A 13,119-nucleotide genomic window follows, 5' to 3' on the forward strand; every position below is an offset into this window, starting at 1 on the left:
GAAAATGAAAAAAATTAGCTTACTATTAGCAGGTTTACTGAGTATTTTCTTAGTAGCTTGTTCCAATCAAAAAAATGCAGATGGCAAGCTCAATATTGTCACGACTTTTTATCCGGTTTATGAGTTTACTAAGCAGGTGGCTGGGGATGAGGCCAATGTTGATCTTCTAATCGGTGCTGGAACAGAGCCACATGATTATGAACCTTCTGCAAAGGCAGTTGCGAAGATTCAGGATGCAGATGCCTTTGTCTATGAAAATGAAAACATGGAGACTTGGGTTCCAGATCTGCTAAAAAACTTGAAAAATAAGGAAGAAACGGTTATCAAAGCAACAGGAGACATGCTCTTGCTGCCTGGTGGCGAAGAGGAAGAAGACCACGACCATGGGGAAGAGGGGCATCATCATGCCTATGATCCCCATGTCTGGCTATCTCCGAAGCGGGCTATTAAAATGGTGGAGCACATCCGTGATAGCCTGAGCAAGTCTTATCCTGACAAGAAAGCTGCTTTTGAGAAAAATGCAGCGGCTTATATCAAGAAGCTGGAAGCCTTGGACAAGGAATATGAAGATGGTTTGGCGAATGCCAAGCAAAAGAGCTTTGTCACTCAGCACGCAGCCTTTAACTATCTGGCATTGGACTATGGCTTGAAGCAGGTGCCAATTTCTGGACTTTCACCAGATAGCGAGCCATCCGCTTCACGCTTGGCTGAATTGACCGAGTATATCAAGAAAAATAAAATCAAGTATATCTACTTTGAAGAGAATGCCTCTCAGGCTTTGGCTTCTACTCTGGCTAAGGAAACAGGGGTAGAACTAGATGTCTTGAATCCGCTGGAAAGCTTGACTGAAGAGCAGACCAAGGATGGGGCAGACTATATTTCTATCATGCAGGCCAATCTAAAGGCTCTCAAGAAGACAACTGACCAAGAGGGAGCAGAGATTGCAGCCGAGAAAGAAGAAGACGATAAGACAGTCCAAAACGGCTACTTTGAAGACAGTGCTGTCAAGGATCGGACCTTGTCTGACTATGCTGGCGAGTGGCAGTCTGTTTACCCTTATCTGAAGGACGGGACCTTGGACCAAGTCTTTGACTACAAGGCTAAGCTGACTGGAAAAATGACGGCAGCTGAATACAAGGACTACTATGACAAGGGCTACAAGACGGATGTTTCCAATATCAATATCACAGATAAGACTATGGAATTTGTGGTAGATGGAAAATCCCAGAAATATACGTATAAATACGTTGGTAAGCATACTCTGACTTACTCTAAGGGAAATCGCGGAGTTCGCTTTATGTTTGAAGCAACAGACGAGGATGCCGGAGAGTACAAGTATGTTCAGTTTAGCGACCACAACATTGCACCAACTAAGGCAGCTCATTTCCACATCTTCTATGGCGGCGAAAGCCAGGAAGCACTCTTTGATGAACTGGAAAACTGGCCAACCTACTATCCAAGTAAATTGACCGGTCAAGAAATTGCCCAAGAAATGCTGGCGCACTAATATAAATAAAGTAAGAAGACGGGATTATCCCGCCTTCTTTTTTACATTTTGAAAATTAGCGATAAAAATACTTGACAAATTACGATTACAAATGTAAACTAATAAAGTATTGAATTACAAATGTAAATAACAAGGAAGTGCTAAACAATGGAACAGCAAAATATTAGCCAAGCTGAATGGCAAGTCATGCGTGTGTTGTGGGCTTATCCACATAGCCGTAGTACAGAGATTATAGCGCGTTTGGAAGCAGACTTCTCATGGAAGCCCGCAACCATCAAGACCCTTTTGAATCGTCTGAAGACCAAAGAATTTATCGCTATGGAAAAAATCGAGGGCAAGTTTTACTATGATGCTCGAATTTTAGAAGCGGACCATTTGGAAAGTACTTGGCAGGCTCTTTTTGACAATATCTGTAACACTAAACACGGAGAACTTTTGATTTCGATGATTGAGAGAAGTCAGTTCAGCCAAGGAGATTTGCAACTGCTTAGTCAGGCTATTGATAAGAAAAGGGCTTCAGCTCCGTTAGAAATCAAATGTCACTGTCCGCAAGGTCAGTGTCGTTGCGGGCACGGAAAGGAGGAGCATTGATGAGCGAGAAGAAAGAATACAAACTCTCAGGAATGACCTGTGCATCTTGTGCTATGACAGTTGAGATGGCGGTCAAGGACTTAGAAACGGTCAAGGACGTCAGTGTCAATCTGGCAACAGAACGTCTCAGTTTGGTTCCTAAGGAGGGATTTGACAGCCAGCAAGTGCTGGATGCAGTAGCCGAGGCTGGTTATCAGGCGGAAGAAAAAGGAAAAGACCGACTGTCCCATGTAAGCGAAGAGGCTACAATGAAAGCGAAGGAATTGGAAAGGAAAAAGCAAGAATTACTGATTCTTTTACTTACGTCTCTGCCTTTACTTTATATCTCTATGGGAAGTATGATTGGTCTTCCCTTGCCTAGTTTCTTGAACCATATGGCGCATCCCTTGGTCTTCGTTCTGTCACAACTTCTTTTGACTCTGCCTGCTGTGTGGATTGGGCGTGGCTTCTATCAGAGAGGATTTCGCAATCTTATCAAGCAACATCCCAATATGGATAGTTTGATTGCGGTGGGGACCGGCGCAGCATTTTTTTACAGCCTCTACTCGGTCGGTCAGGTTTTTCTAGGCTATCATGCCTTTGTTCATCAGCTCTATTTTGAGTCGGTTGCAGTGATTATTGCCTTGGTTCTTCTGGGGAAATATCTGGAAAGTTCAGCTAAAGGGAGAACGTCTCAGGCAATTCAGTCTCTGCTTGAGCTAGTGCCTAGTCAGGCGACAGTGATTCGTTATGGTGAAGCTGTGACCATTGATACGGAGGATATCCGAGTTGGAGACATTATCCGTATCAAGCCAGGGGAGCGTATGCCGGTAGACGGCCTTGTGACGGAAGGTCAGACCTTTGTGGATGAGTCCATGATGACTGGTGAAAGTGTCCCGATTGAAAAGAAGGTCGGCGATACCATTACCAGTGCAACAATCAATCAAAATGGTAGTATTGACTACCAAGCAACTAGGGTAGGATCGGATACGACCTTAGCCCAGATTGTTAGATTGGTGGAGGAAGCGCAGGGGTCTAAGGCGCCAATAGCGGCTTTGGCCGATAAGATTTCGCTTTATTTTGTCCCAATCGTGCTGAGCTTGGCTGCTTTGTCTGCGCTGGGCTGGTATGTTCTAGCTGGTGAGAGCCTTGGCTTTTCTCTGTCAATCTTTATCGCAGTTCTGGTCATTGCCTGCCCTTGTGCGCTGGGATTAGCCACTCCGACAGCCATTATGGTTGGGACTGGTAAAGGGGCTGAAAATGGAATTCTGATTAAGTCTGGACAAGCTTTGGAAGCAGCTTATCAACTGGATACTATTGTTCTTGATAAGACGGGGACGATTACGGTTGGTAAGCCCAGTCTGACAGATCTGCTGCCCTTGAGTGATTTGAATCGGTCCGACTTGTTGCGGTTAATAGCCAGTGCTGAGCAGCATTCTGAGCATCCTTTGGCTCAGGCTATCTTGGAAGCAGCTGAAGAGGAGGAGCTTGGCTTGCTACCTGTCAGTCATTTTGAGGCCATTGTTGGCCGAGGCTTGGCTGCTCAGGTTGAGGGTAGACAGCTTCTGGTGGGAAATGAGTCATTGATGGAAGAAGAGCACATTGATAGCAGTGCCTTTCAAGGGCAGTTGTTGGAGCTTTCCCAAGAAGGGAAGACAGCCATGTTTGTCGCAGTAGATGGACAGCTGGCTGGTATTTTAGCGGTAGCAGATGAGATGAAATCCAGCAGCCTGTCGGCTGTACAAGAGCTCCAGTCTATGGGGCTGGAAGTTATCATGCTGACAGGAGATCGTGAAGAAACAGCGACAGCTATTGCTCAGAAAGCTGGAATCCAAAAAGTTATCGCAGGTGTATTGCCAGATGGTAAGGCAACTGCTATCAAGAACTTGCAGGAAGCTGGTAAAAAACTGGCCATGGTCGGAGACGGTATCAATGATGCGCCGGCTCTGGTTCAGGCAGATGTGGGAATTGCCATCGGATCAGGCGCTGATGTAGCTATTGAGTCGGCAGATGTAGTGCTCATGCATAGTGATTTGCAGGATGTGGTCAAGGCTATCAAGCTCAGTCAGGCGACCATTCGTAACATCAAGGAAAATCTTTTCTGGGCCTTTGCCTATAATACACTGGGCATCCCGATTGCTATGGGGCTTCTGCATCTTTTTGGCGGTCCCTTGCTCAATCCTATGCTGGCTGGTCTGGCCATGAGCTTAAGCTCAGTGTCAGTTGTGGCAAATGCTCTGCGTCTAGGACGCTTTAAAATGAAGAAATATACGGAGGAATGAATCTATGAAACAAACAGTCCAATTAGAAAACTTATCTTGTCAAAACTGTGTCAAACACGTCACCCAGCATTTCCTGTCTATGGAGGGGGTGTCAGATGTGGCGGTAAATCTAGAACAGCAGACAGCCCAAGTCACGACTGATAAGCCTTATGGTGCATCAGATTATGAAGCTGCTTTGGCAAAAACAATCTACAGGGTTCTGGATGTGGCAGAAGCTGAATGAATAAAATCAGTAGCTTTGCGCCTGCCCACTTGCTAGAATTCTTCTTGTAAAAAGCGATAAAATAATCTATAATGTTACTAATCACATGTTTTATCTTACCGTGAGAAAGAGGAGAAAAATGAAGAAAAAAGCTTTACCTTTTTTACTAGCAGGAGCTGCTTTATTAGCTATGACAGCTTGCTCGAATGGCAGTGCTACGAATCAATCAGAGACGCCTACTAGCAGTACGGGCTCGGTAACAAGTTCTGTGGAGCAGGTATCCAGTCAATCAACTGCGGCAGCATCTTCAACGGCTAGCAGCGCTAGCTCAGAGAGTACGAGCACAGAAAAAACCAAGGAAAAGAAAGACGCGATGGACATTTCAGCACTTGCAAATGGTAATTATGCCAGCGTTAAAGGAACCTGGCAGGATGCTTCTGGCAACCAGCTTGTTTTTGATGACAAGGGTTTGGTTTCAAGTGTTTATGAATTGTACGGAGCTTCTCTGACAGACTATGGCACTGCTGCTGGCGGTGTCTACGGCGGAGAAAGCGGAGGTTTTCTGATTGAGTTTCTTCCTAAGGGAGTTAAGGTCGCAGACAAGGAAAACTTTACAGACAACTCAGATGCCAGTCAAGACAGAATCTGGACAGGAGTTGGCCTGAATAGCTTTGACGAGCAAGGCAGCTTCTATTATCGGGTAGATTAAACGAAGCTTGGCTTTTGGTGTTAAAATCTATATAGTTGATGAGAGCAGAAAAACATCTGCTCTTTTTTCTTTTGTAAAGTAAGAAATTTTACTGACAAAAAAAGCCTGCCTAAATTAGGCAGGTTTTATAGCTTTTAGTTGAATTAGGACTCACTATGAGGTGTTATAAACTGATCCATAGGAGTTGAAATCACATTTAGGAAGAGCTTGGCGAAATCCTCTGCAGGCATAGGATCTTCTTTGATAATCCAAATTTCAATGAGGGAGTTAATCCATCTAACAACAATTTCCGTAGCCATTTCTTTTGGAATTCCCAATTTCTTAGAGTCAATTTCTAAATTTTGCACGACCCACTGAGTGAAGAAGGTAGATAGATAGTCACTCCAGAAAGGATCGATAGCTGTAGTGTAGAGCACCCTCATCCATTTCCTATGTTCATAGAGGGTAGGGATCATATGTTGGGCAAAGAAACAGAATGGATTTTCTCCATTTCCTTCTTCGTAGCTTTCATACAGGGGCAAAAACGGAGTCATAATTGTCTGACGGATGTATTGGATAATGTCTTCAACATTACTAAAATGCTTTTTATAGATAGCCTGGCGCGATAGACCGGCTTGTTTAGCAATCTCTGAAAAAGTAAAATAAGACTTTTCAGGATTTTGCTCTGCCAGCTCAATTAAGGCATTGACGACTTTGTCTCGAGTATCTTGGGGCATAAGTACCTTCCTTCTTTTATATTAAGTTCTTGCTGGTATGTCCAAAAAATAGAGCAGACTCCAACAAGACAGTTTACCATTTGTCAACTAAAATGATAACGCTTTATAGAGAAAATGTCCAATTATTTTTAAAATTTAATATAAAAAAACCAGTCTTCCCTTACAAGGACCGGTTCTGTCATTTCTCTGTTTTTCTTCTGGTTGGTTATGCGATAACAATTTTGTTTGAAGAACCAGCTGGACTATCATAGGCAGCAAAGCTGGTTAGGGGTGAAGATACAAGGTTGAGAAATGTCTTAGAAAACTGCTTGCAAGGAACGGGGTCATCCTGAGTGATCCAATTCTCGATAAGAGAACTAATCCAGCCGGCCAGCAGTTGATTGGCCAGGTCTTCAGGAATACCTAATTTTTGGTGATCAAGATTTAGATTCTGCTCGATCCAGTCCTTGTAACTGGCAGTAATAAAATCGCTCCACAGAGGATCGACAGAACTAGTATATAATATTTTAATGCGTTGGCGTTGCTCATAAATAGCGGGAAGAATCGTTTGAGCCAAAAAGGCGAAAGGATCTAAGCCCGCTTCAGAATTGTTGCTATTCCAGTTGGGAGCAAAGGCTTGATTTACCATATCTTGGCGAATGTATTCGATAATTTCAGTAGTGTTATTAAAGTGTCGTTTGTAAATGGCTTGTCTTGACAAACCGGCTTCTTTAGCGATTTCTGTAAAGGTAAAACGCAGCCTGTCTGGCTGTTTATCTGCTAATTCAAAAAATGCATCCAAAATCCTATCTCGTGTATTAAGAGCCATAATTTTATCCCTCCTATACCATTTTACTTTTTCTGCCTGAAATAAGCTAGAAAATAGCCCAGAATTTTTACTAAAAAAGTTTACACATTGTTAAATGGAAAAAATTCAGTTTTATTTATGGACAGATTGTCTATTTAAAAATAGACAATCTTTTAAAAGTTGTACATATATCAAGCCGGCAATCATTTTATTTTAAAAAGTTAATATGTTAAAATGATAAAAAAAGAGATCTTATCAGAAGTCAAATAGAAAGTGTAGTTTAAAGATTACCTAATCTGAAAGATTTATGGGAGGTTTGGCTGGACTTTTTATTCAGGATTACTGATCGGGATAATAAAATATGTTCAGAGGAGAAAAAAGATGAAAAGAACAGAAAAAGTTTTGCGATATTCTATTCGGAAGTCTGTTTTAGGTGTTGGGTCAGTCCTTATTTGTGCTCTGTTTTTGGGTCACAGTTTAGTAGCGGCTGATGAGGAGCAGCCAGTGGCAAATGCAGTAGAGACTCCAGTCGCTGCATCGCCAGTAAATCAGGATTTGACAACAGTCAGGGAGGCTGCTAACAAGGAAGTAGGCACATTTCTGGCTGAGAAAATGACAGATCTTGGGAATAATCCGAATTTGTCAGATGAGGAGCTTGCAGCAGCTAAGGACGAAGTCAATCAAACAGCGGCAAAGGCTCAGAATGAAATTGCCGCAGCTGAGGATAAAGAAAGGATTGATCAAGCTAAAGAAGATGGATTGGCAGACATCAACTCTATCAATCCAGTCGGCAAAGATTTACTTCTAGATGAAATCCAAAATGGGAAAGCAAAGTTTGACAAACTTGTAGATAGTAGCGATTTACTGCCTGAGGAGCAAAAGAAAAGCTTCCAAGAGTCTGTAAGGAGGAAGGCTGCAGAAGCAGAAGATGCAATTCAGAAATTAGATGTTAATGCAGCAACAGCAGAGCAGGCGGAAGTGATTCAAGAGCAAGCAGTAACCGAGGAAGATAAGTTTTTCAAATTTATAGCAAGTTCAACCGTAGATTTCACTCTGGCTGCCAAGTTAGCTGACTTGGAAGCAAATCCTAATCTTTCAGAAGCAGAAAAGAAAGCAGTTAGAGGTGAGATAGAGCAGGTGGTTGAAGCAGCCAAGAAGGCTATTGAAGGAGCAGATTCTCAGGAAGTCTATGACCGGGCAAAAGAAACAGCTATAGCCCGCTTAGCCAAGATTCACCCTATTGGCAAAGAGCAGTTCTTAAAAGAAATTCAGGAAGAAAAAACAGCTACTATCGAGGCTGTTGAGAAGAGTCAAAGTCTTTCTGCTGAGGAAAAAACTGCAGCTAAAAAGAAAATTGAAGATGCAGCAGCCATAGCTCAAAAAGCAATTGCAGCTCATAATGCTTGGGTTGAAAGTCCTGATGATGCTGAAAAAATTCAAGAACAGGTAGCGGCAGAGAAGCAAGGTTTGCTGAAAGTTACAACTGGACTGAAACTAGATCTTGCTCTGTCTGATAAGCTAGCAGACTTACGGAGCAACCCGAATCTGTCAGAGGCAGAACAGGCTACAGCTAAAGCTGAAGCAGAAGCAACTCTAGCAGAAGCAAAAACGGCGCTTGAAAAGGCTGATACTGAAGAGGAACTAGAGAGAATTGAAGAAGCTGGAATTGCTAGCTTGGGCACGATTCATCCAGTTGGCAAAGATTTGGTTTTAGATGAGCTTGAAGAAGAAGTCGACAAACAGATTGAAGCGATTGAACATCACCAAACACTTTCAGAACTCGATAAAAAGCAAGCTAAAGAAAAGATTCGAGCAGTATTAAAGACGGTGACAGATGCGATTGCACAGCTAGATGATAGTGTAGACAGTGCAGAAAAAGCAGAGAAACTGCAGGAACAGATCGCTGCTGAGCAGACAAAAGCTCTTGAAAATCTAGAAGCAATTGTCAAGAATGCTGCCAAAGCTGAGATGACTTCTTCTATTCCAAGTGATTCACCACAGGAAGCTAGGCAAGAATTTAGTGGAGGAGTTAGCGACTCTGAGCCAGAAACGGCGACGGCGTCGGAATATGATTTATCTAGCCATGAAGTTGGAACTCATCCAGATACAGCTCCGCAGTCGTCTGCACAACCAGAATTCAGTGGAAATGTTAGTGATTCAGAAGCACCAACAGCAACACGGCCTGAATTTACTGGCGGCGTCAATGATTCTGAACCGACTATGACAGAAAATAGAATCTATGATGCTGGCGTTCAGCCATCATTCAGGAGTGCGCATCCAGACAGCGCTCCTCAAATGTCGGCTCTCCCAGAATTTACCGGTGGTGTCAATGCCGCTGACGCGGCTGTGGCGGAAGCTTTACCAGCTTACCAAGTGACGACCAGTATTTTGTCAACAATTGATGGTTCCAAATCAGTACAAGCGCAGCCTTCATCAGCTACTATCCCTCAGATAGTTAAGCCTAAAAACAAGGAAAGTAAGAGTGGTGTGTCAGTCTTGCCGCATACGGGTCAAGCTTCTAATGCTCTTCTCATAGTTGCAGGAGCTATCAGTGCTTTAGGCGCAGCTGGATTGTCATTCCGTAGTAGAAAAAAAGAAGAATAAGTTTTAAAGAGGCCACTTGGCCTCTTTTTTGATGGAGAAAATTTTTAAAAATTATGCAAACGTTTTACTAAAAGTGCTTGAAAAAGTCAAGAAAAAACGATATAATGGACAATGTGAAAGCGCTTTGCAAACGAGAGCTTAAAATAAAATATTTTTATTCAAAAGAAGGGGCTTATTATGGTCGAATTAAATCTGAAAAATATCTATAAAAAATATCCCAACAGCGACCACTACTCAGTGGAAGACTTCAATCTTGATATTAAGGACAAGGAATTTATCGTCTTTGTCGGTCCGTCTGGTTGCGGGAAATCAACTACTCTACGTATGATTGCGGGTCTTGAGGACATCACAGAAGGAACTGCCTCTATTGATGGTACGGTGGTCAATGATGTGGCACCAAAAGACCGCGACATCGCTATGGTCTTCCAGAACTATGCCCTTTATCCGCACATGACTGTCTACGACAACATGGCCTTTGGTCTCAAGCTGCGCAAGTACAGCAAGGAAGATATTGAAAAACGGGTCAATGAAGCAGCAGAAATCCTGGGCTTGAAGGAATTCTTGCAGCGTAAGCCAGCCGACTTGTCTGGTGGTCAGCGTCAGCGGGTAGCAATGGGACGCGCTATCGTTCGGGATGCAAAGGTTTTCCTTATGGATGAGCCTCTGTCTAACTTGGATGCTAAGCTGCGTGTTTCTATGCGTGCTGAAATCGCTAAAATTCACCGTCGTATCGGAGCAACAACTATCTACGTAACGCACGACCAGACTGAAGCTATGACTCTGGCTGACCGGATTGTTATCATGTCAGCGACCAAGAATCCTGCTGGAACTGGAACGATTGGGCGAGTGGAGCAGATTGGTACACCGCAGGAAGTCTATAACAACCCAGTTAATAAGTTTGTTGCCGGCTTCATTGGCAGCCCAGCTATGAACTTCATCCCAGTTAAGCTTGAAGGGAATGAGATTGTAGCAGAAGGTCTGCGCTTGACTGTGCCAGAAGGAGCACTCAAGGTTCTTCGGGAGAAAGGTTACGAGGGCAAGGAGCTGATCTTCGGTATTCGTCCGGAAGATATCAATGCGGAAGCTGCTTTCTTGGAAACTTTCCCGAATTCAGTTGTGCATGCTAAGATTTCTGTTTCAGAATTGCTGGGAGCAGAGTCTCATCTCTACTGCCAAGTGGGTTCTAGTGAGTTTGTAGCGCGTGTGGATTCACGAGATCACCTAGAAACTGGTGCGGGTATTGACCTAGGTTTTGACCTCAATAAAGCGCACTTCTTTGATCCAGAGACAGAGAAGACGGTCTATTAATCAGTAGATAAATAAATAACGCAGACAATCCTGTCTGCGTTTTTAAAATGGCTACTATAACTTCATTTTTTACTGAATGGTGCTCAGATTTTTGCTTGTTTTAGTTTTCCGATAAGAATCTCGGCTGAAATGGTGGCATGTGTAAGCTGCTCCCAATTGATTAGATGTTTTTCAACATGAAAGAGTAAAGGAGTCATCTGCAGCAGGGCAGTTTTCTCCTCAGAATGCAGGGCATGTGTGGATTCTACGGTTTTTCTAGATAGAATCATAAAGTGCTTCTGGAAGTGCTGGATGATATCTTGATTAGAATAATCTTTCTTGTCCAGATGTTGAGCAACTTTTTGACGAATTTCTTTCAGATGATTTTCTGTAGGAATGACTTTAATGATAAGTCCTTCTTTTTTTAATACTCGCTGAAATTCATGATAGTTGGCTGGTGAGAAGATGTCCAGCAAGACATCCATGCTTTGATCCTGAACGGGTAAGTGTGCCAAATCCCCGACGAACCATTTTACAGCTAGGTTCTGATCGCTTTTGGCAGCTAACTGGATAGAATCTTTGGATAAATCAAAAGCATAAATTTCTTTGTTGGGAAATTCTTCCTGAATTTTTCGAGCATAATATCCCTCTCCGCATGCGACGTCTAGAATGGTCTGCTCTTTAGGCAGGGGTTGCAGCAGATCCAGTAACTCGTCTAGGATATGCTGATAAAAGCCGGCTTCCAAGATGACTTGCCTATTTTGAAAGCTCGTTTTGTCATAGTCTTTAGCTTGTTTGGCCTGGGGAGCTAGATTGACATAACCGAATTTAGCAATGTCGTAGGAATGGCGATTGGCGCACTTGAGGCTGTTTTCTTCCATAGCCAAGCTTTGCTGGCAGAGTGGGCAGGCCAGAGCCGGAGCTTGGGCAAATCGGGCGAGTTTTGGTTTCATAGGCTCTCTCTTTCTATTGTTTTTATAAAACTGGATGACTTCTTATTGGTAAGACATAGAAAAATCCGATTCAGGTAATCGGATTTGTATCTTTAGTAGGTCAGGACAAAGTATTTCTTCTTACCGCGGCGGATAACTGTCAGCTCGTCTTCCAGTTTATCTGAGGCGCTAAGGACATAATCTAAATCTTGGATGCGCTCGCCATTGAGGTAGATAGCACCGTTTTGGACATCCTCGCGGGCTTGACGTTTTGAGTTTACCACGCCGGCTGTCACAAGCAGTTCTACAATATTGAGGTTGTCTTCTGCCTGGACCTGATAGTTAGGCACACCGCGCAAACCTTGTTTGAGTTCCTTGACGGACAAATTTTTGATATTTCCAGCAAAGAGCTGCTCAGTGATATTGAGGGCTTCCTGATAAGCTTCTTGACCGTGAACCAGGCTGACCACTTCGCGAGCTAGGACTTTCTGAGCCAAGCGTTCGTGTGGTGCTGCTTCAAACTGCTGGCGAATCTCTTCGATCTCATCCAAGGATAGGAAGGTAAAGATTTTCAGGAAGCGGATAGCGTCTGCGTCCATGACATTCATCCAGAATTGGTACATTTCATAAGGAGAAGTCTTATCAGGATTGAGCCAGACAGCATTACCTTCTGACTTACCAAATTTTTTGCCAGTAGCGTCGGTAATGAGCGGAACGGTTATCACATGGCCAGTCTTGTCAGCCTTGCGGCGCAGTAGCTCTGTACCCGCTGTCATATTGCCCCACTGGTCAGAACCACCGATTTGAAGGGTTACACCATGATTTTGATTGAGAATATAGAAGTCATATCCTTGCATGATCTGGTAGGCGAATTCTGTATAGGAAATCCCTGTCTCAATCCGGCTCTTGACGGAATCTTTACTCATCATGTAGTTGACAGTGAAATATTTGCCGACATCGCGCAGAAAATCGATAAAGCTGATGCTGCTGAACCAGTCATAGTTATTGACCATTTCGGCCTTATTATCGTCCTTTTCAAAGTCCAGAAAGCGAGAAAGCTGATTTTGGATAGATTTCACCCATCCTTCCACGGTTTCCTTGGTTTGGAGGCTGCGCTCTGCATCCCTAAAGGATGGATCGCCAATCAATCCAGTTGCTCCTCCGACCAGAGCGTAGGGTTTGTGTCCGGCTAGTTGCAAGCGACGGCTGGTCAGAATGGCTACCAAGTGGCCAAGGTGCAGGCTGTCAGCGGTCGGATCGTATCCACTATAATAAGAGACTTGTCCTTCTTCTAAGGCCTTGCGTAAAGCTGCTTCATCAGTAGTTTGGAATACCAAGCCACGTTCTTTTAGCTCATCAAAAATGTGCATCATGTCTCTCCTATTCTAAAAGCCAAGAAATTGGCTTATCTATATTTTAAATTTATGTTACTCTATTGTATCATAAAGCTTTTAAATAGCAATGTTTCCTTGAAATAAATCATAGATATTTGGTATAATGGGAGGATAACAAGGAGAATCGAA

General features: G+C 43.4%; 11 protein-coding genes. 7 read left to right on the forward strand and 4 right to left on the reverse strand.

Features of this window, described 5'->3' with window-relative positions; genetic code table 11:
• Positions 1–4 precede the first annotated feature (4 nt).
• From SSV_RS00500 to SSV_RS12045, 5 genes are all read left to right on the forward strand, one after another.
• Positions 5–1,507 carry a zinc ABC transporter substrate-binding protein AdcA gene (locus SSV_RS00500; RefSeq protein ID WP_072073247.1) on the forward strand — a complete coding sequence of 501 codons (1,503 nt, stop codon included), beginning with the start codon at positions 5–7 and terminating at the stop codon, positions 1,505–1,507.
• Positions 1,508–1,654: 147 nt separating this feature from the next.
• Positions 1,655–2,098 (forward strand): CopY/TcrY family copper transport repressor, encoded by a 444-nt coding sequence (locus SSV_RS00505; RefSeq protein ID WP_072073248.1) that lies wholly within the window; start codon positions 1,655–1,657, stop codon positions 2,096–2,098.
• Positions 2,098–4,359 carry a heavy metal translocating P-type ATPase gene (locus SSV_RS00510; protein WP_072073249.1) on the forward strand — a complete coding sequence of 754 codons (2,262 nt, stop codon included), beginning with the start codon at positions 2,098–2,100 and terminating at the stop codon, positions 4,357–4,359. The genes SSV_RS00505 and SSV_RS00510 overlap by 1 nt, the downstream gene beginning before the upstream one ends.
• Positions 4,360–4,363: 4 nt before the next feature.
• Positions 4,364–4,582, forward strand: coding sequence for a heavy-metal-associated domain-containing protein (locus tag SSV_RS00515; protein ID WP_072073250.1), 219 nt, complete (start codon positions 4,364–4,366; stop codon positions 4,580–4,582).
• A gap of 85 nt (positions 4,583–4,667) precedes the next feature.
• The gene (locus SSV_RS12045) at positions 4,668–5,270 is read left to right on the forward strand and encodes a DUF6287 domain-containing protein (RefSeq protein ID WP_176693519.1); all 603 of its coding nucleotides are present in this window, start codon (positions 4,668–4,670) and stop codon (positions 5,268–5,270) included.
• A 143-nt stretch (positions 5,271–5,413) separates the two neighbouring features.
• Here the strand turns inward: SSV_RS12045 and SSV_RS00525 are convergent, their stop codons facing one another.
• Together SSV_RS00525 and SSV_RS00530 are read right to left on the reverse strand one after the other, a co-directional pair.
• Positions 5,414–5,986, reverse strand: coding sequence for a TetR/AcrR family transcriptional regulator (locus tag SSV_RS00525; protein WP_072073251.1), 573 nt, complete (start codon positions 5,984–5,986; stop codon positions 5,414–5,416).
• A 205-nt stretch (positions 5,987–6,191) separates the two neighbouring features.
• A complete protein-coding gene (locus tag SSV_RS00530; protein WP_072073252.1) occupies positions 6,192–6,794 on the reverse strand; it encodes a TetR/AcrR family transcriptional regulator in 603 nt (200 codons plus the stop codon).
• Positions 6,795–7,154: 360 nt separating this feature from the next.
• On the opposite strand from SSV_RS00530, the gene SSV_RS00535 reads away from it, so the two are divergent.
• Positions 7,155–9,377: an SIALI-17 repeat-containing surface protein gene (locus tag SSV_RS00535; RefSeq protein WP_072073253.1), complete on the forward strand. Its 2,223-nt coding sequence runs from the start codon at positions 7,155–7,157 to the stop codon at positions 9,375–9,377.
• Positions 9,378–9,554: 177 nt separating this feature from the next.
• Positions 9,555–10,685: an ABC transporter ATP-binding protein gene (locus SSV_RS00540; RefSeq protein ID WP_072073254.1), complete on the forward strand. Its 1,131-nt coding sequence runs from the start codon at positions 9,555–9,557 to the stop codon at positions 10,683–10,685.
• A gap of 83 nt (positions 10,686–10,768) precedes the next feature.
• Here the strand turns inward: SSV_RS00540 and SSV_RS00545 are convergent, their stop codons facing one another.
• Both SSV_RS00545 and tyrS read right to left on the reverse strand, forming a co-directional pair.
• Entirely contained in the window at positions 10,769–11,617 is an 849-nt protein-coding gene (locus SSV_RS00545; RefSeq protein ID WP_072073255.1) for a putative RNA methyltransferase, read from the reverse strand.
• Between the two features lie 92 nt (positions 11,618–11,709).
• On the reverse strand, positions 11,710–12,966 hold the full coding sequence (gene tyrS / locus SSV_RS00550; protein WP_141640150.1) for a tyrosine--tRNA ligase: 1,257 nt from the start codon (positions 12,964–12,966) through the stop codon (positions 11,710–11,712).
• Positions 12,967–13,119: the final 153 nt, after the last annotated feature.

The organism is Streptococcus sanguinis (assembly GCF_001078705.1).
Taxonomy (GTDB): Bacteria; Bacillota; Bacilli; order Lactobacillales; family Streptococcaceae; genus Streptococcus; species Streptococcus sanguinis_D.

Coding starts and splice junctions, on each gene's coding strand:
- SSV_RS00500 (WP_072073247.1), top strand. CDS start 5: ATGAAAAAAATTAGCTTACTATTAGCAGGTTTACTGAGTATTTTCTTA.
- SSV_RS00505 (WP_072073248.1), top strand. CDS start 1,655: ATGGAACAGCAAAATATTAGCCAAGCTGAATGGCAAGTCATGCGTGTG.
- SSV_RS00510 (WP_072073249.1), top strand. CDS start 2,098: ATGAGCGAGAAGAAAGAATACAAACTCTCAGGAATGACCTGTGCATCT.
- SSV_RS00515 (WP_072073250.1), top strand. CDS start 4,364: ATGAAACAAACAGTCCAATTAGAAAACTTATCTTGTCAAAACTGTGTC.
- SSV_RS12045 (WP_176693519.1), top strand. CDS start 4,668: ATGTTTTATCTTACCGTGAGAAAGAGGAGAAAAATGAAGAAAAAAGCT.
- SSV_RS00525 (WP_072073251.1), bottom strand. CDS start 5,986: ATGCCCCAAGATACTCGAGACAAAGTCGTCAATGCCTTAATTGAGCTG.
- SSV_RS00530 (WP_072073252.1), bottom strand. CDS start 6,794: ATGGCTCTTAATACACGAGATAGGATTTTGGATGCATTTTTTGAATTA.
- SSV_RS00535 (WP_072073253.1), top strand. CDS start 7,155: ATGAAAAGAACAGAAAAAGTTTTGCGATATTCTATTCGGAAGTCTGTT.
- SSV_RS00540 (WP_072073254.1), top strand. CDS start 9,555: ATGGTCGAATTAAATCTGAAAAATATCTATAAAAAATATCCCAACAGC.
- SSV_RS00545 (WP_072073255.1), bottom strand. CDS start 11,617: ATGAAACCAAAACTCGCCCGATTTGCCCAAGCTCCGGCTCTGGCCTGC.
- tyrS (WP_141640150.1), bottom strand. CDS start 12,966: ATGCACATTTTTGATGAGCTAAAAGAACGTGGCTTGGTATTCCAAACT.